Source organism: Blautia sp. AF32-4BH, from assembly GCF_003460565.1.
Classification (GTDB): Bacteria; Bacillota; Clostridia; order Lachnospirales; family Lachnospiraceae; genus Fusicatenibacter; species Fusicatenibacter saccharivorans.
This window is the reverse complement of record NZ_QTVL01000015.1, coordinates 50,022-73,448: the sequence shown is the minus strand read 5'-3', so window position 1 is coordinate 73,448 and position 23,427 is coordinate 50,022. Positions and strand designations below refer to the sequence as shown.

General features: G+C 47.5%; 19 protein-coding genes. 18 read left to right on the top strand and 1 reads right to left on the bottom strand.

Annotated features, from left to right (window positions below):
- Positions 1-347: 347 nt before the first annotated feature.
- The 18 genes from DWZ44_RS15080 to DWZ44_RS14995 all read left to right on the top strand — a co-directional run bounded on the left by DWZ44_RS15080 (position 348) and on the right by DWZ44_RS14995 (position 21,558).
- Positions 348-1,709: an MATE family efflux transporter gene (locus tag DWZ44_RS15080; RefSeq protein WP_117510119.1), complete on the top strand. Its 1,362-nt coding sequence runs from the start codon at positions 348-350 to the stop codon at positions 1,707-1,709.
- A 343-nt stretch (positions 1,710-2,052) separates the two neighbouring features.
- Positions 2,053-3,357: a substrate-binding domain-containing protein gene (locus tag DWZ44_RS15075; protein ID WP_117805229.1), complete on the top strand. Its 1,305-nt coding sequence runs from the start codon at positions 2,053-2,055 to the stop codon at positions 3,355-3,357.
- Between the two features lie 147 nt (positions 3,358-3,504).
- The gene (locus DWZ44_RS15070) at positions 3,505-5,013 is read left to right on the top strand and encodes a sugar ABC transporter ATP-binding protein (RefSeq protein ID WP_117805228.1); all 1,509 of its coding nucleotides are present in this window, start codon (positions 3,505-3,507) and stop codon (positions 5,011-5,013) included.
- Between the two features lie 17 nt (positions 5,014-5,030).
- Complete coding sequence (locus DWZ44_RS15065; protein WP_117805227.1) at positions 5,031-6,683, top strand: galactose/methyl galactoside ABC transporter permease MglC; 1,653 nt, start codon at positions 5,031-5,033, stop codon at positions 6,681-6,683.
- 250 nt (positions 6,684-6,933) lie between these two features.
- Entirely contained in the window at positions 6,934-8,532 is a 1,599-nt protein-coding gene (locus tag DWZ44_RS15060) for a response regulator (protein ID WP_117805226.1), read from the top strand.
- Between the two features lie 23 nt (positions 8,533-8,555).
- Positions 8,556-10,391 (top strand): cache domain-containing sensor histidine kinase, encoded by a 1,836-nt coding sequence (locus DWZ44_RS15055; RefSeq protein ID WP_117805225.1) that lies wholly within the window; start codon positions 8,556-8,558, stop codon positions 10,389-10,391.
- Entirely contained in the window at positions 10,388-11,338 is a 951-nt protein-coding gene (locus DWZ44_RS15050) for a substrate-binding domain-containing protein (protein ID WP_055267736.1), read from the top strand. Before DWZ44_RS15055 ends, DWZ44_RS15050 begins: the two co-directional genes overlap by 4 nt.
- Positions 11,339-11,351: 13 nt before the next feature.
- Complete coding sequence (locus DWZ44_RS15045) at positions 11,352-12,401, top strand: galactose ABC transporter substrate-binding protein (RefSeq protein ID WP_330411482.1); 1,050 nt, start codon at positions 11,352-11,354, stop codon at positions 12,399-12,401.
- A gap of 119 nt (positions 12,402-12,520) precedes the next feature.
- Complete coding sequence (locus DWZ44_RS15040) at positions 12,521-13,093, top strand: DUF6553 family protein (protein WP_055228551.1); 573 nt, start codon at positions 12,521-12,523, stop codon at positions 13,091-13,093.
- A 54-nt stretch (positions 13,094-13,147) separates the two neighbouring features.
- Entirely contained in the window at positions 13,148-13,570 is a 423-nt protein-coding gene (locus DWZ44_RS15035; RefSeq protein WP_055228550.1) for a PPC domain-containing DNA-binding protein, read from the top strand.
- Positions 13,571-13,772: 202 nt separating this feature from the next.
- Entirely contained in the window at positions 13,773-14,270 is a 498-nt protein-coding gene (gene bilS / locus DWZ44_RS15030; protein ID WP_055267731.1) for a flavodoxin family protein BilS, read from the top strand.
- A 170-nt stretch (positions 14,271-14,440) separates the two neighbouring features.
- On the top strand, positions 14,441-15,814 hold the full coding sequence (locus tag DWZ44_RS15025) for an MATE family efflux transporter (RefSeq protein ID WP_055267729.1): 1,374 nt from the start codon (positions 14,441-14,443) through the stop codon (positions 15,812-15,814).
- A gap of 317 nt (positions 15,815-16,131) precedes the next feature.
- Positions 16,132-16,434: a helix-turn-helix domain-containing protein gene (locus tag DWZ44_RS15020; protein WP_055220202.1), complete on the top strand. Its 303-nt coding sequence runs from the start codon at positions 16,132-16,134 to the stop codon at positions 16,432-16,434.
- Between the two features lie 91 nt (positions 16,435-16,525).
- Positions 16,526-17,065: a hypothetical protein gene (locus DWZ44_RS15015; protein ID WP_117510108.1), complete on the top strand. Its 540-nt coding sequence runs from the start codon at positions 16,526-16,528 to the stop codon at positions 17,063-17,065.
- Between the two features lie 8 nt (positions 17,066-17,073).
- Positions 17,074-18,459, top strand: a complete 1,386-nt coding sequence (locus DWZ44_RS15010; RefSeq protein WP_117801552.1) for a TrkH family potassium uptake protein — start codon at positions 17,074-17,076, stop codon at positions 18,457-18,459.
- 15 nt (positions 18,460-18,474) lie between these two features.
- Positions 18,475-19,131 (top strand): potassium channel family protein, encoded by a 657-nt coding sequence (locus DWZ44_RS15005; RefSeq protein ID WP_117805224.1) that lies wholly within the window; start codon positions 18,475-18,477, stop codon positions 19,129-19,131.
- 11 nt (positions 19,132-19,142) lie between these two features.
- On the top strand, positions 19,143-19,913 hold the full coding sequence (locus DWZ44_RS15000) for a TrmH family RNA methyltransferase (RefSeq protein WP_117510107.1): 771 nt from the start codon (positions 19,143-19,145) through the stop codon (positions 19,911-19,913).
- Between the two features lie 175 nt (positions 19,914-20,088).
- The gene (locus DWZ44_RS14995) at positions 20,089-21,558 is read left to right on the top strand and encodes a hypothetical protein (protein WP_022461704.1); all 1,470 of its coding nucleotides are present in this window, start codon (positions 20,089-20,091) and stop codon (positions 21,556-21,558) included.
- 90 nt (positions 21,559-21,648) lie between these two features.
- Here DWZ44_RS14995 and DWZ44_RS14990 read toward each other — a convergent pair whose 3' ends face one another.
- On the bottom strand, positions 21,649-23,415 hold the full coding sequence (locus DWZ44_RS14990) for a DUF885 domain-containing protein (RefSeq protein WP_158555014.1): 1,767 nt from the start codon (positions 23,413-23,415) through the stop codon (positions 21,649-21,651).
- Between the last annotated feature and the right edge of the window lie 12 nt (positions 23,416-23,427).

Genomic DNA, 23,427 nt, shown 5'->3' with positions numbered 1-23,427 from the left:
GAGGGAAATCTGATTAGCACGGATGTGTTTTCAACTTACAGAGATGGAAAGCCAATTGGAACAGAGGAGTTCCTCTTGCTCGATACAGTGACATGGGAATACTGCGGAATTAAGATGTAGAATCCGATACGTAATTGGATGCATATTATGTCTGCGTCTCAAATACGCTGCTTCTTTTTCATACTCTGTAATGGAAAACCAACGAAAATCTCTTTTTACCTCAAAAGAAAGTAATAGCCACCAAAAATATCGGAAAAACTTTGTGAAAAAATAGAATTGTGTTTCGCAAGGGTCCCCTGTAAAATAGCGGCAGGAGGAGAAAGAGAGAAAAGGAGATTCTTAATCTTATGGGAACAAATGAAAAGAATATGACTGCGGGATCCCCCGGAAAACTGATCATAACGTTTGCCATACCACTGATGCTCGGAAATATTTTCCAGCAGTTTTATACGATGGCGGACACCATGATTGTTGGCCAGGTGGTAGGAGTAGAAGCGTTGGCGGCAGTAGGCGCCGGAGACTGGCTGGTCTGGCTGGTGCTGGGCATCATGACAGGTATCACACAGGGCTTTTCGATTCTTGTATCGCAGTACTATGGAGCAGGGGAAAAGGAAAATCTGAAATGTGCGGTGGCGAAAAGCTATATTATGACAGCATTACTGTCTGTGATTGTACTCGCAGTAAGTGAAGGAGCAGTTTATCACGTTCTTTTATTTTTGCAGACACCGGATAATGTTATTGATCTGACGATGCTATATTTACGGCTGATTTTTGCGGGAGTCCCGATTATAGCTGCCTATAATATCTTTGCGGCGATCCTGAGGGCACTTGGAAACAGCAGATCTCCATTGATTGCAATGACCGTGGCAGCAGTGATCAATGTGGGACTTGACTTGCTGTTTGTGGCAGTTTTTGGCTGGGGCGTAGCCGGAGCAGCCATAGCGACCGTTATTGCACAGGGATTTTCAGCCTTGTACTGTCTGCTTGTATTACGGAAAATCAGGGATATCCGACTGGAAAAGGAGGATTTTTACAGGCAGCCGTCTATGAGTCTGCAGCTTTTGAAGCTGGGGACTCCTCTTGCCATACAGAACGTGATCATTTCTGTGGGAGGACTTACGGTGCAGTATGTGATCAATGGCTTTGGCTTTCTGTTTGTAGCCGGATTTACGGCAACGAACAAGCTGTATGGAATTTTGGAGATGGCAGCCGTTTCCTATGGATATGCGATTACAACGTATGTAGGGCAGAATCTTGGCGCAAAGAAATATCAGAGAATCCGAAAAGGTGTGCGCAGCGGTACGTATATGGCAGTGCTCACTTCTGTTTTCATTTCCGGTATGATGGTGCTGATTGGGCGTAATATATTGTCTCTGTTTGTATCCGGTGAACCGGAGCAGATCCGACAGGTGTTAGATATTGCATATAAGTATTTGTTTATCATGGCTGTCTTTTTGTGGATACTGTATTTGCTGCATGTGTATCGTTCCGCGATCCAGGGGCTGGGCAATACTTTGATTCCGCTTGCCAGCGGCATTGCGGAATTTGTGATGCGTGTCAGCGTTGCGCTGCTGCTGCCGAAATGGATCGGCGAAGAGGGAATATACTATGCCGAGATCTGTGCATGGAGCAGTGCAGCTGTTTTACTGATCATAAGCTATATGATTCTGATACGGAAATATAAAGATGCTAAAACGTCAGAAAGCTGATGCAGTCTCGCCTGCAAGAGGATTTTAGAGCTCTTACCCCGCTTAAAGCATAAGTAAGAAATAATACAAAAAAAGCAGTGCTGCAGAACGCAAACTACAGGAAACAGATTGGAAGGCGTACCCGAGGTACGACGAAAATCTGTCATGCAGTAATTTGCGCTCTGTGGGACTGCTTTTTTGCATGATTCTTGGAGTTTTGGGGAATTACGACAAGAAATAACCAAAAATTTCAATAACTAATCCAAAAATATTCTATTTTTTTTCAGACCGCTTGTGATTATAATGAATTCATCAGCTAGGAACGAAGCGAATCTAGCAAAATCACCAAACGGGAGGAATAAAAATGAAAAGAAAAGCATTAGCAACAATTATGGCAGTAGCTATGGCAGTATCCATGGCTGGTTGTGGCGGATCCCCATCAGAGTCTAAAGATTCTACCCAGAAAACAGAAACAGCAGATTCTACGGCATCAACGGGCGGAAGCGTAGAAAACAAGGACAAACCTCTGTGCTGGTTCAACCGTCAGCCATCCAGCAGTGCTACCGGCGAACTGGACAAAGATGCTCTGAACTTCAACGGAAATACTTATTATGTAGGTTTCGATGCAAACCAGGGTGCTGAACTGCAGGGACAGATGGTTCTGGATTACATCAAGAAAAACGCAGACACGATCGACAGAAACGGTGACGGCGTAATCGGATATGTTCTGGCAATCGGTGATATCGGACATAACGATTCTATCGCCCGTACACGTGGTGTTCGTTCCGCACTTGGAACAGGTGTAGATGCAGACGGCGGAGTAGATTCTACACCGGCCGGAACAAACGTAGACGGAAAAGCAAAGGTTGTGCAGGATGCAACTCTGGATGTAGACGGAAAAACATATACCATCCGTGAGCTGGCTTCTCAGGAAATGAAAAACTCAGCAGGTGCAACATGGGATGCTGCAACAGCTGGTAACGCGATCGGAACATGGACAGCTTCCTTCGGTGATCAGATCGATGTTGTAGTTTCCAATAACGATGGTATGGGAATGTCAATGTTCAATGCATGGGCAAAAGACAACAAAGTTCCTACCTTCGGTTACGATGCAAACAGCGATGCTGTAGCAGCAATCGGTGAAGGATATGGCGGAACAATTTCTCAGCATGCAGACGTTCAGGCTTACCTGACACTGAGAGTTCTGCGTAACGCACTGGACGGTGTAGACATTGATACCGGTATCGGTACAGCAGATGAAGCCGGCAACTGCCTGACAGAGGGTGAGGATTACAGATACAGCGAAGAAGAGAGATCTTACTACGCATTAAATATTGCTGTAACAGCCGATAACTACAACGATTTCACAGATTCCACAAAAGTTTACGATAAAGTTGCAAAACAGCTGGATGAAAGCAAGAGCCCATCCAAAAAAGTATGGCTGAATATCTACAACGCATCGGATAACTTCCTGAGCTCTACCTATCAGCCACTGCTGGAGAAATATGATGATCTGCTGAACCTGAAGGTAGATTACATCGGTGGAGACGGACAGACAGAGTCCAATATCACAAACCGTCTTGGAAACCCGAGCGAGTATGATGCTTTTGCAATTAACATGGTTAAGACCGATAATGCAGCAGCATATACATCACTTCTCTCCAAATAATCTGAGACAGAATAAAAGTGTAAATGGTAACGGTTCGGAGCCATGCGAAATCGAGATGAGGTCTCTGAATCGTTACCGTAAATGAATGAAATTATAGAGGGGTGTCAGCAATGATACCCTTCTTTACTAAGAAAAGGAAGCGCAGCTATGACAGAAGATAAGAATAAATATATCTTATCGATTAACGGCATGAGCAAATCGTTCGGTAGAAATAAGGTTCTGAAACATATCAGCATGAATGTCAAACCTGGAACCATTATGGGACTGATGGGTGAAAACGGTGCCGGAAAATCGACAATGATGAAATGCCTCTTTGGAACCTATCAGAAAGATGAAGGAACCATCGTACTGGACGGAAAAGAAGTGAATTTCTCCGGTCCGAAGGATGCACTGGAAAACGGAGTGGCGATGGTACACCAGGAGTTGAACCAGTGTCTTGAAAGAAGTGTTGTAGATAACATGTTCCTTGGAAGATACCCAAAGAATTCCGTTGGAGTGATCGACGAAGGAAGAATGAAAAAAGAAACATCAGACCTGTTCAGAAAACTGGGAATTACAGTTGATCTGACGCAGCCAATGAAGAAAATGTCTGTATCTCAGAGACAGATGTGTGAGATCGCAAAAGCGATTTCCTATCATTCCAAAGTCATTGTACTGGATGAACCTACATCATCCCTGACTGCACCGGAGGTTGAAAAACTCTTTAAGATGATGCGTCAGCTGAAGGCGCAGGGAATTGCTCTGATCTACATTTCACATAAAATGGATGAAATATTTGAAATCTGTGACGAAATATCCGTACTGCGAGACGGTAGTCTGGTCATGACCAAGCCAAGTAAAGAAACGGATATGAACGAACTAATCGCCGCCATGGTTGGACGTTCTCTGGACAACAGATTTCCGCCTGTAGACAATACACCGGGAGAAACGATTCTCTCCGTACAGAATATATCAACAAAATATGCACCGAAACTGCAGAATATTTCTTTTGATATCAAAAAAGGAGAAATTTTCGGATTCTATGGTCTGGTCGGTGCCGGTCGTACCGAACTTCTGGAGACAATCTTCGGAATTCGTACAAGAGCAGAAGGAAATATCGTATATGATGGAAAAGTACTGAACTTCTCCTCCCCGAAAGATGCTATGGATCACGGATTTGCTCTGATTACAGAGGAAAGAAAAGCCAATGGTCTGTTCCTGAAGGGCGATATTACATTCAATACTACCATTGCGAATATGAAGCATTATAAGAGCGGAGTCGCATTATCACATGACAAGATGGTGCGTGCAACGGCTGAAGAAATCAAGATCATGCATACAAAATGTATGGGACCGGATGATATGATCGCCAACCTTTCCGGTGGTAATCAGCAGAAGGTCATCTTTGGTAAATGGCTGGAGCGTTCACCGAGCGTATTCATGATGGATGACCCGACACGAGGAATTGATGTTGGAGCAAAATATGAAATTTATGAACTGATTATCAATATGGCGAAACAGGGAAAAACAATCATCGTTGTTTCTTCCGAAATGCCGGAGATTCTTGGTATTACCAACCGAATCGGTGTTATGTCTAACGGACGTCTGGCCGGAATCGTAAATACCAAAGAAACAAACCAGGAAGAATTATTGAGACTCAGTGCTAAATACCTGTAACAGGAGGAAAATTGGAAATGGCAGAAAACAGCGTTATTATTTCGTCGGAAGAAGAAGCAAAGCTTTTGAAGCCGATCGATGAATATGTGGAAGAAATCCAGAAAAAAATCGATGCATTACGTGCAGACGGCTTTGACAAAGTGAGCGATCTGAAAAAACAGATCGCGATCGCAAAAGAAAACAAGAACTTATCCGCAACACAGAGAGATAAGATCATTGAAAACAGCAAAAAAGAGCTGGAAAATGCAAAAAAAGTAGAGGCAGACAACAAAGAAGAAATTAAAAAGCTGGTCGCAGAGGCAGAAGGCTATCTGGCTGCGCATTACAAAAAGGATTATTACGATGTAGTAAACAAAAGCTGCAAAGCTGCAAAAGCAGAAGAAAACAGCAGATACGAGAAGATCAAAGCAGATCTGAAGAGCGAGCATCAGAAAAAGATTGCTTCTCTGAAGGATGCAGAAGAGATCAAGGCCGAGAAATACGTGCTCAAAAACAAACTGTTTGACGCACAGATGGCTCATGAATCAAAGCTCCAGGAAATCAAGGACAGAAGACATGAAGCATTCATGCATAAATATCATCTGATCGACCTGCTGAGAGCGTCCAAATTCACATTCCAGCAGCAGAGAATACAGAAACTGGAAAATTACAGATATACCTTCGATTTATCTCAGTTCCTGTACAAAAACGGTCTGTATATCGTAATCATTCTGATCTTTATCGCACTGTGTATCATCACACCGATCGTTAAAAATACACAGCTGCTGACGGTTACCAACATCCTGAATATCTTACAGCAGGCATCCCCGCGTATGTTCCTTGCACTTGGTGTTGCCGGTCTGATCCTGTTAACAGGTACCGACCTTTCCGTAGGACGTATGGTTGGTATGGGTATGGTTACAGCAACCATCATTATGCATAACGGAATCAATACAGGTGCCGTATTCGGCCATGTATTTGACTTCTCCGCTATGCCTGCTACAGCGAAAGCACTGTTTGCACTGTTAATGTGTGTGATCTTTACAACAGTATTTGCCATGATTGCCGGATTCTTCATGGCAAGATTCAAAATGCATCCGTTTATCTCTACCATGGCGAACATGCTGATCATCTTCGGTCTGGTTACCTATGCGACCAAGGGTGTATCCTTCGGTGCGATTGATTCTGCTATCCCGAATACTTTCATTCCGCAGATCGGAAAATTCCCGACCATCATTCTGTGGGCTGTTGCAGCAGTTGCCATTGTATGGTTTATCTGGAACAAAACAACATTTGGTAAAAACCTGTATGCGGTAGGTGGAAATCCGGAAGCGGCAGCAGTATCCGGTATCTCTGTATTTAAAGTAACAATGGGAGCGTTTATGCTGGCAGGTATCCTGTATGGCTTCGGTTCCTGGCTGGAATGTAACCGTATGGTTGGTTCCGGTAGTGCAGCTTACGGACAGGGATGGGATATGGATGCCATCGCAGCCTGCGTAGTTGGTGGTGTATCCTTTACCGGTGGTATCGGTAAGATCTCCGGAGTTGTAACCGGTGTACTGATCTTTACCTCCCTGACATATGCCCTGACGATTCTGGGTATTGATACTAACCTTCAGTTCATTTTCGAAGGTATCATTATCCTGGCAGCCGTAACACTTGACTGTCTGAAATATGTACAGAAAAAATAATGAAACATTCATAAAGATACCAGGAGTGCAAAGCACGTAGCAATCTGGTATCAAAGGGGTCAGAAAAACTTTTGATTCCAACATCTTCATAAACAGATAGAATATAAGACAGCCCGGTCGTCCGATGGATGACCAGGGCGGTCTTTTGTTCTGTTTTGGCAAAAATTTTTGTAACTATTCATTCAGCAGAGAGCAATCTTCTGCTATAATAAAGGAACAACAATATGCTCCGCAAAACAGGAGGATAAGGATGGAACAATATAAAGTGATTCTTGTCGATGATGAAGTAGAGGTCATCGATGTTATGAAAAAAAAGATCCGCTGGAATGATCTGGGATTTGACGTAGTGGGAAGTGCCACCAACGGCGTGAAGGCTTTGGAGCTGGTGGAAAAGCTTCAGCCTGATGTGGTGCTGACGGACATTAAGATGCCTTATATGGATGGACTGGAGCTGGCAAGAAAGCTGAACCAGGACTATCCCAATATTTACATTATGCTTTGCACCGGTTTTGATGAATTCGAATATGCAAAAGAGGCCGTCCATCTGGAAATTAAGGAATATATGCTGAAACCCATCAGCGCCACCGAGCTGTCAGAAAGCCTGATGAAGCTGAAAGCCACACTGGACAGGGAACGGGAAGAAAAGTTAAATGTAAAAAAACTGGAAGACTATTTCCAGGAGGTTTTACCAAAGCTGCAGTCCAATTTTTTTATTTCCCTGATCGAGGGAAGGGTCAGAGAAGAGGACTATGAACGATTCCTTTTGGACTATCGGGTGGATATGAAGGGACCTTTGTTTTGCTGCATGATTTTTCATACCTCGGAAAATGATGTGCCGGAGGGCATGAATCCCTTATTGTTATCCATGTCCGTGGAACGTGAGATCAAACAGCGGCTGATGGAGAACTGTAATTGTCAGGAATTCATCTATATGGGTAATACCATTCTGATTATGGAACTCCATTCAGAAGATGAGATAGCTCAATTGACGGACAAATGTGACCGGTTCTGCCGCTGGGCATGGAGAATTATGGGGGCGGCGGTTACCGCAGGGGTCGGAACCGTCTGCAACAATCTGTATGATATCAGTATTTCCTACGAGGGAGCCAGAGAGGCGGTATCCTACCGTGTCCTGTACGGAACGAAACGAGCCATCAATATCGCAGAGATCGTTCCCAAAGAGTCAAAAAAGGCGGTTCCCTTAGAAGAAACAAAGATGCAGGAGCTGTTTCGTGCCATCCATGTAGGGGATCAGGAAAAGATCCGGAAAGAAGCCATCAAAGAGACAGAAAAGCTCCATAAGAATGCAGCCACCATCAGCCAGTACAATCTGGCCACCATGGAGATTGTCAGCGGCTTTTTCAAATTTTGTGCCAATAATTCCATGGATTTCAATGAAATTTCCGGAAATGTACAGAATCTTTACGAAAGAGTGACTCAGCTGGATGAAAGCTCTATGACAAACTGGATTATCAATATGTCTATGGCGATCAGCGAAAAACTGAGAAGTACCAGAAATAGTACCTCCAGACGGATCATCACCGATGCACAGAACATCGTAAAAGACAGATATATGGAACCGGCGCTCTCGCTGGATGATGTGTGCGCAGATCTTGGTGTGTCCAATTCTTACTTTTCGTCCATCTTTAAAAAGGAAACCGGTCAGTCCTTCGTCTCCTATCTTACCGATTACCGAATGGACAGGGCAGAAGAAATGGTGCTGAACACCGATGAAAAAAGCTATAAGATCGCAGAAAAAGTGGGATATCAGGATGCGAACTACTTCAGCTATGTATTCAAAAAGAAATTCGGTGTTTCCCCTTCCAAATACAGAGCTTCCGGAAAATAGGGAACAGGTGAAAGGGAAAATACATGAAAGATAGAAAAAGAAAGCCGGATTCCCGGAAGAACATCGTATTTAACATACAGTCGATTATCCTGTCTGTCCTTATGGCGATTTCACTGGTTACGATCATTGTAATGGGATTGCTGCTTTACCATCGATTCAAGCTGGCATTGGAAAAAACAGCAGTGGACAACACGGAAGCTACTGTAGAGGCTACCGTGGATCGGTTAAATGCAGACCTGCTGGATATTCGGCAGATTATAAACGGGGCAAACTACAACGTGGTCCAGCAGTTTGATATATCCAGCCGGGAATTCTCGGAGCAGTTCAGTCTGCTCTATGAGACCAACTCCGATAAGATTCAGAGCCTGGCTTTGTATGACCCCAAAGGAAATCTGATTGCATCGGAGCCGGTGGCGGCAGAAAAGAAAAATGTGAAGGTGCAGACGCAGGAATGGTATAAAAATGCGGAAGATGCCATTGAAAATATACACTTTTCCACACCGCATATCCAGGAGCTGTTTGAGGACGGCTCTTATCGGTACCAATGGGTCGTTTCCCTGAGCAGGTATGTAGATGTCAACAAGGGAGAGACACCGGAAACCGGTATTCTTTTACTGGATATGAAATATTCTGTGATCAGGGACGTGATGAAGCAGATCAATGACTGTTCCGGCGGAATCTACTATTATCTGACCAGTCAGGACGGAGAAATGATCTACCATCCCCGGGGAACGGAATTAAACCGCGGATTATTTGAAGAAAACAGTCTGGAAGCGGCAAAATACGAGGACGGAACCTACGAGATCCGTTCCGGCGGTCAGAACGAGACCGTGATCGTCGGCAGCGTAGCCTATACAGGCTGGAAAATGATCGGTGTTGTGCCGGAGAGTGTGCAGGCGGCAAACTACAAGAACTTCCGTTACTATGTATTTGCTACTGTTCTGGTTCTTATGGTCATGCTTTTGGAGGGAAACCAGCTGGTTTCCCGGAAGATATCCAAACCGATCCGGGAGCTGGATGCTTCCGTCAAGGCCCACGAGGCAGGAGGAAAACCGGATATCTATATCGGCGGCTCCTCGGAGATCCGCCATCTGGGACATTCTGTGCAGAAGTCCTATGAACAGATCGAAAAACTGATGGACGAGATCATCCGGCAGCAAAATGAACGAAGAAAAAGTGAACTGGATGCCCTGCAAAGCCAGATCAACCCCCATTTTCTGTATAATACACTGGAATCCATCACGTGGATGGTGGAAGCCCAGGAAAATGAAGCAGCGGTTCGTATGATTTCTGAACTGGCAAAATTACTTCGTGTCAGTCTATCCCGCGGTAAGACCATCATTCCCATTAAGGATGAGCTGCAGCACAGCAGAAGCTATATGAATATCCAGCTGGCCCGGTACAAAGAGCGGTTTAAAACAGAATTCCGAATCGAGGAAGAGATCGAAAACTGCTGCATCGTAAAGCTGGTGATCCAGCCCATCCTGGAAAATGCCATCTATTATGGCGTTGGCAATATGGATGAGGATGATGGCGGCATGATCATCGTCAGCGGAAAAAAGAAAGACGAGGACATTCTGATCACCATCGAAGACAATGGGATGGGCATGCGGGAAGAAGTCCTGGAAAATATTCTGACGGATAACAGCAAGGTTCCGAAGCATGGTTCCGGTGTGGGCGTAATCAATGTGCATTCCAGAATCCGGCTGATGTTTGGCGAAGAATACGGACTTTCCATAGAAAGCGAACCGGACGAAGGAACAAGGGTTACGATCCGTATTCCGGCAATCCCATATACACCGGAAAACGCAGAAGCATTGGAATTACAAAAATACATACAGAGGAGACCGGGCGGATGAAAAAGAACAGAATGAAATTTCTTATAATTGAGTTTCTTTTGCTGCTGCTGGCAGTATTCTTTGTATGGAAGATTTTCGATCAGAACGTAGCAGAGCCCCGGATTGCGGTGATTCTTCCGGAGTCCGGTGACAAACGCTGGGATGCCCTGATCAAGGGAATGAAGCAGGCTGCGGCAGAGAACAACGTTCATATGATCATCTGCAATACGGAAGAGATCGACGGGCCGGAGGCGGAAAGAGAATTTATCAGGGAACAGAAGGACAACGATATTGATGGCTTTATCATATATCCGGCACCCGGTCATGAGACGGAAAATATGCTGAAAAAAGAGTGTGGAAATAAACCGTATCTGCTGATTGCAGATGGTCTGGCGGTAAAAGAAGGGAAAACTGCCAGTCCCACGATCCAGCCGGATTACCGGGAGATCGGAAGATGGCTGGGAGAACGGCTGAGAACAAAAAAGCAGAAGATCGGAATTATCGCCGACTGGAAAATGTCCGAGGCTGTACAGGCGGAGATTTGTGGATTGAACGAGGCGCTGGAAGGCAGCGAAAGCAAGATCAGCTGGTGTATTTACCGGAGAAAAGAACAGGACATTGTGGAGCGGATGAAGAAGGAAACAGAGGCGGATGCTCTTGTCATCCTGGATGCAGGAATATTGGAAGAGTTTGGAGAGCAGGCAGAAAATGGAACATACGAGGGCGCGGAGCTCTATGGAGTGGGTTACAGTCTGAAGACGATTGCACTTCTGGATAACGGAAACATTCAGGGGCTGGCTGTGCCGGACGGATATGAAATCGGCTATAAAAGTGTGGAAGAAATAACCAAAAGGATCGAGCACAGGTCTTATAAAATGCAAGGATATATAACCGAATATCAGGTACTTGGCAAGGAAAATTTCTCTATGGACGAAGATTTAGAAAGGTTTTTATATTCCTATGAATAAAAAGAAAAGAAGGGTGGCAGTATTATTATCTGCCACGATAGGGAGTGCGGTGCTTGTGCTGTCGGGGTGTTCCGGCAAGTCGGACCAGACAGAGAAAACCCTGCGGGTCGGAGTGATAACCTACACTCAGGATGATCCTTTTATCAATGGATTGACGGATGAACTGAAGGCGCAGCTGAAAGCCATGGAAAACAAAGAACGAAGGATTATCGTATCGACAAAAAGCGGAAACGACGATCAGCAGGAACAGAACGAAAAGGTGGAAGAGATGATTGATGCCGGCTGTGATGTGCTCTGTATCAATCTTGTGGACCGGACAGCTCCGTCCCGGATCATCCGAATGGCAAGGAATGAAGACATTCCTGTGATCTTTTTTAACAGGGAACCGGTAAGGGAAGACCTGATGCAGTGGGAAAAGCTGTATTATGTGGGCTGTGATGCAGAACAGTCCGGGATTATGCAGGGCGAGATTGCAGAAGAATACATCAAGAGCCATCCGGAAGTCGATAAAAATCAGGATGGAAAGATCCAATACGTGCTTCTGGAAGGAGAAGCAGGCCATCAGGATGCCATCAGCAGAACAGAGTATTCCGTAAAGACACTGATGAAGAATGATGTTATACTGGAAAAGCTAAGCTATCAGTTAGCGGACTGGAACCGGGGACAGGCGGAAAACCGCATGAACCGTCTGATCAGCCAGTACGGAAAAAAGATTGAACTTGTTATGTCCAACAACGATGAGATGGCACTTGGGGCTGTGGAGGCCTATCGGAAAGCAGGCTATGTCCGTGAAGAATGGCCGGTGATCTTCGGAATTGATGGCCTGGAAGAGGCTCTGGAAGCCGTAAAGGCAGGAGAGATGCAGGGCAGCATCCTAAATGACAGAGTGGATCAGGCAAAGAAAATGGCGAAAATGGCAGTGGAGCTGTTCGAGGGAGAGGAATTTGACCAGGAAAGCCTGAAAGAAGGCCGGTACTATTTTTCAGAATATCAGAAGGTAGACGGCAGCAACATCGATGAGTACCTGAACGCAGAAGAGACGATTTCCCACTCCGAAATGTAAGCAGGAAGACTGCGTTTGCAGGCAGAAAGAGTAAGTAAAGACGTGTCTTTATTTTAAACCAATCAAGCAAGCAGCGAAGCGGATTGCGAATATCCGACTGACAGAATGAGGAAAAACAGATGGAACATACATGGACCAAAGATTTTTATCAGGAGACAGATCCGGCAAAACGGCAGCAGATCTTAAAAGAATATATCGGAGAGGAGGAAGCCTGGGAAGAAGAATACCGGGCTCGGCTCTGGACGGCCCGATACGGACAACGCAGGCTCCAGAAGGATGAATTTGTCAAATGCCTGATGGAACTGAAGTATCTGGCGGAAGGAACCTCTCTGGATCCGGGAGGCGACAGAAGAAAGATGGGAGCCCGGATTCTCTCTACGTTGTGCCTGGCGGAAGCCATGCAGTCAGATGAGGGATACCAGAAAATTCTTGCAGATGAACTGTACAATGTATTCCTGAAATTTATTCAGGTCAGCAGAGGAGGCAGAGGATTTACCTCTCTGGTATTCGGCATGGGACAATTGTCCGAAGAAGGAATCGCGAAAAAAATCGCCGAACAGATCAGTGTGATCGCGTTCAAGGCACCACGCCTGCTTCACATGGAAAAAGAATTCACCCTGCTCCGGGAAGCCGCCCTCCGGGCATATCGGCAGGAGTATCCGAACAGGGAGCATTTCCTGAATAAATATTGAGGTTATTGCAGTAATGTCTGAACAGTGGCAGGCGGAAAGAGAAAGGAGAATAAAATGGAATACAGAAAATTTGACAATGTTATAGTAGCAAGGATTGACAAAGACGAGGAAATATTGGAGCAGCTGAGGGTAATTGCCATAAAGGAGAATATAAAGCTTGCCAGTGTCCAGGCTCTTGGAGCGATCAATGATTTCACAGTCGGAGTATACAAGACAGACGAAAAGAAATATTATTCAAACAGCTTCCAGGGGTATTATGAAATTACATCACTGACAGGTACAATCAATACAATGGATGGAGAATACTATGCACATCTTCATATGAGTGCCGGAAATCAGAAGGGCGAGGTGTTTGGAGGACATCTGAACAGAGCGATTGTCAGTGCAACCTGTGAGCTGGTCATCACGGTAATTGACGGAAGAGTGGACAGAGTTCATGATGAAGAAACCGGACTTAATATTTTTAAGTTTAACTGAAGCTGCAAAGCAGCTATTCGGTTATGAGCAAGTAGCGAAGCGGATTGCGAATATCCGCTTGACTTAAAAGCCTGAGAGGAAATAGTGAGAAGCAACATCGGGATGCAGCGTAAGCGAAATCGAGATGTGATCTGAAGAGATAATACAATTTACGAAAAAGTGGATTTTCCACATAAATACCTGAACTGGAGGTGTATGGGCTATGATAAAAGAACATTATTCGATCCTGTTTTGCAGCTTAACGGGTAATACAAAGAAGCTGGCTGATGTAATCTATGAAACGTTGCCAAAGGACAAATGCGATTATTTTGGTACGAACGATTCGCAGGTACCGCAATCCGACGTATGCTATATCGGATTTTGGACGGACAAAGGGAATGCGGACCAAAAGACATTAGAATTGTTGTCGAAATTAAAAAATAAAAAGATTTTTCTGTTTGGAACAGCTGGATTTGGCGGAAGTGATGCCTATTTTGAAAAGATTCTCGGACAAGTCAAACAGTCGATCGATGCAAGCAATACGGTCATCGGTGAGTATATGTGCCAGGGAAAGATGCCGCAGTCTGTGCGCGAACGGTATGTGAAAATGAAAGAAAACCCGGAGCATCCGGCGAATCTTGATCTGCTGATTCAAAATTTTGACCGTGCTTTGTCACACCCGGACAGCGAAGATTTGGAAAGACTGAAAAAGTCATTATGAGATAGAAAAGTATGTTGCGCTTGATAAAAATAATCAGATAAGAGCAAAATTCGCGAAATGATTGCAATGGATCGTCAAATGGAATAGAATGGAGAGAAAAAAGAAAGATGTGGAAAAGGCAGGGCTGGCAAAGCATATCCGGCAGATGAGGTCATGCAGAAACAAAAACAATGAAAACTACAACAAAACAAACTCATTTATACAGTAACACGGATCTTCGCAAACTTTTAATTCCGATCATCATTGAACAGTTACTTTCTTCCCTGATGGGAACTGTCGACACGATGATGGTCAGCAATGTCGGGTCTGCCGCAATTTCGGCAGTCTCGCTGGTGGATTCCATTAATATCTTAGTCATTCAGGCGCTTTCTGCGCTGGCGGCAGGAGGAGCGATTCTCTGTTCGCAGTATCTTGGAAGCGAAAAACGGGATGGAGCAATCCGTTCGGCACAACAGGTGCTTTTTGTTATGACAGTTTTGTCCGTCGCATTATCCGCGGGCTGCCTGATTTTCCGTGTTCCGCTGCTGCGCGTGATTTTCGGGGCAGTGGAAGCGGATGTTATGAAAAATTCACAGGTGTATTTCCTGTTTACGCTGCTGTCATTCCCGTTTATCGGTCTTTACGATGCGGGCGCATCCATTCTGCGGGCGCAGAACAACAGCCGCAGTCCGATGGTGATTTCGGTGATTTCCAACTTTATGAACATCGGCGGAAATGCCATTCTTATTTTCGGCTTCCATATGGGTGTCGAAGGAGCCGCGATTTCGACTTTAATTTCGCGTATTTTCTGTGCGGTTGTCGTACTGTGGAAGCTTCGGGATGAAAGCAAACCGATTTTTGTGAAGCAGTATCTTTCCATTCGGCCGGACTTTGGTTTGATCAAAAAAATACTGTTCATCGGTATCCCATCGGGAATCGAGAACAGTATGTTCCAGTTTGGAAAGCTGGCGATTCAGTCCACTGTGTCCACACTTGGCACGGTTGCCATTGCCGCGCAGGCGATGACGAACATCCTTGAGAACCTGAACGGTGTCGCTGCGATCGGTGTCGGCATCGGACTGATGACGGTAGTCGGTCAGTGTCTCGGTGCGGGCCGGAAGGATGAAGCAATCTACTATATTAAAAAACTGTGCTGGCTGTCAGAAGTGGTTATCGTTGCAAGCTGTCTGCTGGTATTTGTGCTGACAAAACCGATTACGATGATCGGCGGTATGGAGGCAGAGAGTGCAAAGCTCTGCATGCAGATGATGATCTTTATCACGATTGTAAAGCCGCTCTGCTGGGTCATGGCGTTTGTCCCGGGATACGGCATGCGGGCTGCCGGGGATGTAAAATTCTCCATGATCACGTCCTGCTGTACGATGTGGCTGTGCCGTGTGAGTCTCTGTATTTACCTGTGCCGCGTATGGGGATTCGGCCCGATTGCGGTCTGGATCGGTATGGCGGCAGACTGGAGCCTGCGGTCCATTCTCTTTACCATCCGGTTCAAATCAGGAAAATGGCTGAATCATCATTTGATAGAAGAAAAGAAACAGGAGATCTAAACCTCTTCTTCCGGTAAAAAAGAAAGCGCATATGCAAGAGAGTCGTTGAGATGAGATTTTTGACCGCGGCTGGAAGCCGTACCGGATCAATCACCTGAGCTGGTGGAAAGAGGAGCTTGCATCCGAAGAAGAGATGGAAGAGGGACGGAACAATCTTGCAGCACACGACAATCGGAATGTAGATGAAAAGAAAATCCTTTTGTACGAACAGATCATTCGGGTTGTGTAGAAACAGGAAGAAAAAACTGGATTTTTCCAGTACCGGATGATAAGATAAAACTGTGTTTCGGGATGGCTTAAACATATGGAGGTGCAGGATGGAACCAATTTATTTGTCAATCCAGCAGAAAGAAACTGGCAGCCGCATCAAATCCCTTCTTCGTGAAAGCGGATACACCGTGAGAGACATTCAGAATGCCATGGGTTTTGAAAATCCACAGGCGGTCTATAAATGGATTTCCGGCAAGTGCCTGCCAAGTCTGGACAACTTTCTCATTTTAAGCAGATTATTAAACACAAGCATCGAAGATATCCTCGTCATTGACGGGGATATTCCTCGCTTCAGGATAATTTTAAACTACACACAACGGTGGCAGGAAAGTCTCCACCGGCTCCGTTGACTTTATATGTGCAAACTGATAAGATACTCATAAGTATGTTCTTAGGGGTATCTTATTTTTGTATTTCAAAAAGAAAAGGGGAAATTAAATAATGACAAAAAAGAAAATCATTGGCCTTTGCATCGGCGCTGTCGTTCTTGTCGTGGCTGCGGCCGGTGTGAAGGAAGGCAGCTGGCTGATGAAGCATCGCCGGATGCAGAATGAGTTTACGCATGAGATGAATGCATTCACGACCAAAACAAACGCTGAGCTGATCCAGCCGACGATTGTTGCGGAGGATGATATCTACGGCTGGTTTTTCCATGAGGAAGATGACGGGCTGTACATGAATCTCTATTACCGGATCAAAAACGAGTCCAATCAGCACGAAATTGCATCCAGTGAATTTCCTGTGAAGATCAAAAAGGAGCTTCTTGCGGATGATAAAGTGTGGAGCAGAACGACGGGGGCCGCGAAAAATCAGGTTCACGCGGAATACCTGGAAGGAGAAGATGACATGACGGTTTCGTTTGACGTCTATTACCAGTGTGAGGGTTCCTGCGGGGAATATTTTGCGGATATTACCGTGACGGACAGTGAGACCGGAAAGCTCTACTACAGCAGTGAAGCAGAAAATGAAGCGGCAGAATAGGAGGAGCGATGGCCGAAAAAGAAAGCAAAAATAAATGGCACACACCGGCGGAGCGGATTATGATGCTGGGATTTGCGGCGGTAATCCTGCTGGGAACGATTCTTCTTTGCCTGCCGGTTTCTGCGGCGGACGGAAAAAGCGTTTACTGGCTCGACGCCCTGTTTACCGCAACGACATCTGTCTGCGTGACGGGCCTTGTCACCGTTCCGACGGCGACGACATGGAGTACCTTTGGAAAAATTGTGATCCTCGGGTTGATTCAGTTCGGAGGTCTTGGTATCATGGCGTGCCTGACGATGGTGTTTCTGATCCTGCGCCGGAAAATCAGTCTGCAGAGCCGTAAATTGATCCAAGACACTTACAATCTGCCGGTTTTAAAGGGCAGCGTCGGTATTGTGCGGAAGCTGCTGATCGGCACGGCGGCGGTGGAGCTGGCGGGAGCCTTTTTCTACAGCTTCTGGTTTGTGCCGGAATACGGTTTCTGGAAGGGAATCGGCTACAGCCTGTTCCATTCCGTATCCGCCTTCTGCAACGCCGGAATTGACCTCGTCGGGGAATCCTCGTTCGCCCCGTTTGTGACGAACCCTCTCATCAACTTTACGACGATGGGCCTGATTTTCTTAAGCGGCCTTGGCTTTCCGGTCTGGTGGGAAGTGCTGGAGCGCGTGCAGGATCTTGTAAAAGGAAAACGGACCCGGAAAAACTTCGTGCGCGGCTTCACGCTCCACACCAAACTGGTTCTGACGACAACCGTCATTCTTCTGTTCGGCGGGGCGCTTCTGATCCTCGCGCTGGACTGGAACAACGCATCCTCGCTTGGCAGCTTAAAACCGGCGCAGAAGGCTATGGCGGCCTTCTTCCAGTCCGTGACGACGCGAACCGCCGGCTTTGAGACGATCCCGCAGGCAAACTTCTCGGACGGCTCCGCGATGGTAAGTATGATCCTCATGTTCATCGGCGGCTCTCCGATGGGAACGGCGGGCGGTGTCAAGACGACGACTGTTGCGATTCTGCTCGTGGTCGTCGCATCCTACATCCGCGGCGATTCCGACACCGTGGTCTGGGGACGGAAGGTCATGGAAGAAAACATCCGCACCGCGGTCGTTATTTTCTTCTTCGCACTGACGATGGCATTCACCGCGACGGTGCTTCTGATCTCTGTCACCGGAAGTCCTCTGCTGGACTGCCTGTATGAGATCGTTTCCGCTGTGGCAACCGTGGGACTGACGCGGTCGCTTACGCCGACACTTCCGGCGGCGGGAAAAATCATCGTAATTCTGGTCATGTTCATGGGACGTCTTGGACCGGTTACGCTGGCCATTGCACTGCGGCGGAGAAGCGGAAGAAAAGATGTGGATATCCAGCGCCCGGAACAGCGGGTGCTGATTGGATAAAAGAGGAGAAAAAACATGAGTAAACAATACGCAGTCATCGGACTTGGAAAATTCGGCTTCGCCGTGGCGACGACGCTGGCGCAGGCAGGAAAAGAAGTGCTCGCGGTCGATAAAGACCCGGAGCTGGTACAGGAGATCGCCGATCTCGTCACATATGCGGCGCGCGCGGACATCACCGACAGCCGTGTTTTTGCATCGCTTGGCATCAGCAACATGGATGTCGTGATCGTCGGCATCGCTGAAAATATGGAGTCGAGCATCCTCGCCACCCTGCAGGCAAAAGAGGCGGGCGTGCCGCTCGTCATCGCAAAGGGCATGAGCCAGATGCATGCCAATATTTTGAAAAAAGTCGGCGCGGACCGCGTCGTGATGGCGGAGAGTGAGACGGGCATCCGCCTCGGAAAAAGCCTGATTTCCGGCGGCTTCCAGGACTTCTTCATGCTGTCGGATTCGTTCTCCATGGTAGAGCTTCCCGTGCCGGAAGCGTGGACGGGGCATAACCTCGAGGAGCTGGATCTGCGGAAGAAATACAGTATCAACGTAATCGCCGTCAAGGACGGAGAAGACATCCGTGTCACGGTCAATCCGAAGACGCTGCTCCGCGCAGAGGAAGTGCTGATTCTGATCGGCGAAAACAAAGAACTTGCCAAATTGATGAAAAACAGGAAATGAGGGGACCATTCATGATTACAAGCAGCAGCAATGCACAGGTAAAAAACATTATTGCGCTGAACAAAAAAGCAAAAGAACGCCGGGAGCAGGACGTTTTCGTGGCGGAGGGCTGGAAAATGTTCCAGGAAGCGCCGCGGGAATGGCTGAAAAAAGTATATGTGTCTGAGAGCGGCAGCAAAATGCATGAAATGCCGTCCGACGGGACAGAATACGAAGTAGTGGACGACCGCGTGTTCCAGTCCATGTGCGACACGAAGACGCCGCAGGGTGTTTTAAGTGTGATCCGCATGCCGCATTACACCGAAGAGGAGGTGATGGACAACGGAAAGACACCGCTTCTGATGGTACTTGAGGATCTGCAGGACCCTGGAAATGTCGGAACAATCATCCGCACCGCAGAGGGCGCAGGAGTCACCGGCATCATCATGAGCCGCGGTACCGCGGATATCTTCAATCCGAAAACGATCCGCTCGACGATGGGCTCGATCTACCGTATGCCGTTTCTGATCGTCGACGATGCGGTCGAATTTGTAAAAGGCTTAAAAGCGCGGAAGATCTGTACGTACGCGGCACATCTGCACGGCGTGCATTCCTACCGCGAGGAGGATTACACAAAAGGAACGGCATTCCTGATCGGAAATGAGGGAAACGGCCTGACCGATGCAATGGCAGAGGCCGCCGAGTGCCTGATCCGTATTCCGATGGAAGGAAAAGTGGAGTCGTTAAACGCAGCGATTGCATCCGCCGTTCTCATGTATGAGGCACACGGCCAGCGCGCATAAAAGAAAGAGCGTTACCGGTTTTCTTACATTTCTCTTAACCTGCCGGAAACCTACTCGACAGAACCGGTATTTTGAGCTAAAATAGAAAGAGCAGAGTCCGGGCTGAATTTCTGTCAGTCCGGTAAAACTGTAATATTTGCCAGAAAAGCAAAAGCTGTTTTGGGAGGAAGGAAAAATGAGTGAGAAAAAAAACATCAGTAAAAAGGAGCTCCGAAGAAGAAAGCGGAAGCGTGCGCTGATGATCAAAACAGGAATTCTATGTGTTCTGCTTGTCATCTTCGGCATTGGAATATGGGCTTTGGCCGGAGGAACAGAAAAAATCCAGCAGAAAGCACAGGAAAAAGAGGATCAGAAAACAGCAGAGGTGGACGGTTCCGTATCGTCGGACAGCACGGGAAGTGCTGAAGCGCCGACAACGAAAGCACAGATTATGGCGGAAGCCGATGCACTTGCGCAGACATACGATTACGATGGAGCCATTGAAAAGCTCCAGAGCGTAGAGGGCGCAGCGACCGACGCGGATATCATCACAAAAGTAGCAGAGTACACCAGCACGAGAGATGCCTGTGTGCGCGTCAACGTCAACGAAGTAACCCACATTTTCTATCATTCTCTTGTAGTCGATCCGCAGAAAGCGTTCTATCAGGACAACGCACAGACCGCAGGCTTCTGCCAGTGGATGACCACCGTGGATGAGTTCAACGCGATTACCCAGCAGATGTACGACAGAGGATATGTCATGGTTTCGATCAACGATCTCGTGAAAAAGACCGTAGATGATGACGGAACCGTTCATTACGAGGAAGGGGACATTTACCTGCCGGAGGGCAAGAAAGCATTCGTTCTTTCTCTGGATGACCTTTCCTATTACCACTCTTACGACGGACGCGGTATTGCCAGTAAGATGGTAGTCGGCGACGACGGAAAACCGACCTGCGAATATATTCAGGATGACGGAACTGTTGTGACCGGTGCTTACGACTGTATCCCGCTGATGGATCAGTTTATCGAAGCGCATCCGGATGCCGTATACCACAATGCGCGCGGAACCGTAGCACTGACCGGCTACGATGGAATCCTCGGATACCGCACCGACGGTGATTACAAGACGAGAGAAGATCTGACGGATGATCAGGTAGCATGGCTTGATGCACACCCGGATTTCGACTGGGATAAAGAGTGCGAGGAGGCGAAAAAAGTAGCCGATGCGATCAAAGCAGACGGCTGGACATTCGCAAGCCATACCTGGGGCCATATCCGTGTCGGCGACAAACCGATCGAGACGATCCAGGCGGATACCGAGAAATGGCTGACGTATGTTGCACCGCTCATCGGCGGAAGCGATATCATCATCTTTGCACATGGACAGGATCTTTCCGACTGGCACGATTACACGATGGACAATGAGAAGTTTGCTTACTTAAAGAGCCAGGGCTTCAACATCTACTGCAACGTAGATTCCTCCCAGTATTTTGTTCAGGTAAGAGACAATTACCTGCGTATGGGACGAAGAAACCTGGATGGATACCGTCTGTACCAGAACCTCTACGGAGGCGGCGAGGACAGAACAAGCGATCTGTTTGATTCTGCCTCTGTTATTGATCCGCAGCGGCCGACAGATCCATCTCTTTACAATTTAGGTTAAAGAATTTTGAAAATGAAAAAGATCTCACAGAACTTTCTATTATTTATAGAAGAAAGTCTGTGGGATCTTTTTTTCAGCAGGGCGAACCGTTTACAGATATTTTTCTACGAGCGGAAACGGCAGAGGCCCGAGACGGAGCAGTTTTTCATGGAAACCGATCAATGAGAATGAGTCACCTTCCTGTTCCCGCACTTCCGAGAGGAGCTGCGAAAACGAGAGCGATCCGACACAGTATTTCAGATAGTTCGCCGGTGTCTCGAGAATATACTGATATAAAGAGGCAGCGGCCGACGCATCCGTGATGCCGAACTGCGCCAGAAAGGCTGACGCATCCGAGAGGAGCCATCCCTGGCTGTGGATTCCGAGATCCAGCAGCGAGCAGAGGGTAAGATGCACCGAGCGGTTCAGATACCAGAGACGGCAGAGTGCCTGCGTGTTTGCATCGAGATTACGTGCGGCGTAGCGGCAGGCATATGATTCAACGTAGGTTGCCCATCCTTCCACATAACCCGACGGCGCGTAGAGATGGCGGATCAGAAGCGGGTCGGAGCGCGAGAACGAGACGGTCTGGTACAGATGGCCGGGAAAGCCCTCGTGGGCAAGTGTGGAATACAGTTCGATGCCGGTCATCTCATCCGCGGGATTCAGGTAAATGGAGTTGGGTGAATTGATATCGGCGGGCGGTGTGAGATAAAAGGCGGGGCTTAAAAAATCCTTGAGGGAGTCATCCACGGTCTTTACTTCGTATGCGATACCCGAAAGAACGGGAAAATCTTCAGAAACGGCATTCTGCAGATCGGCAAGCATTTCCTCCGGCGTGGAGAACGGCAGCACGAGCGCCTGCTCGGAGAGGGAGAGCGACGGATTCTGATCGAGAATGATCTGCATTTCGGCACACTGGTCCGCAAGCTGCTGTGTTAAAAGGCGGGTCAGCTCCTCCGGTGAAGCATCAACACCGACGCGGCTGCGGAGAAGATACGCATAGTAGGAAAGTCCGCCTTCCTGCCGTGAAAGACCACCGGCGTTCTGTGTTCCTTTGCCGCGGAGTGAAGAAAGCGCATCGGAAAGAGAGCGGTAGGCGGGAAAAACACAGGAGGTAAGGAGTTTTTCATGCGTCTGCAGACAGAGATTCCTTTCCGCCTCAGAAAACAGTGAAGACGCCTGCAGTTTATTTTGAAAAACGGTGTGGAGCAGATGGATTTCCGGTGTATCCGCGTCGGCGAGAAAAGCACTGCACTGGCGGATAATGCCATCGACCGCAAGGTCATTCTGAAACACGCCCTGCCGGGATTTTTCCTGCTCGAGTGCGATGAGGTCGGAGAAATAGCGCGGGAGATCCTGCAGAAGATGGAGGTAATCGGCGATATCCTGCTGTGTGCGGAACGGGTATTCTGCGAGCAGAATGGGAAGCTGTGCCTGAATCCCGAGCGACGGACCGAGCGGTTCCGCAAGAAGGCTGGTGCTGCCCGGCATTTTCTCGCAGTCCAGCTCGTAGAGCAGAAGATCGAGCGTGATCTGATTTTCCGCGGAGAGGCGGTTGCGATGAAAGGATGTGAGCGTTGTTTCCACACTCTGCAGCAGGGCATCATACGAGGTGCGGTCAGGGATGGAAACCGTGCCGAACGAGGCGGTGCCGGGGGCAATTCCGCGGGAAGCCGGATCAGCGAGGGTATAGTGGAGCGTGATGGCAGAAGAGGTTACCTCGGAGTGGAACCGTTCCTCCACATACGCGGAAAACCGGCGGTTCTCACCAGGGGAAAAGAACGGGGAAAAATACCAGAACAGCAGGGCGAAAAGAAGTCCGCCGCACAGAAGCAGAGGGAACAGGATGCGGCGGTGCAGAGAAGCTGGTTTCATAGAATAGGCTCC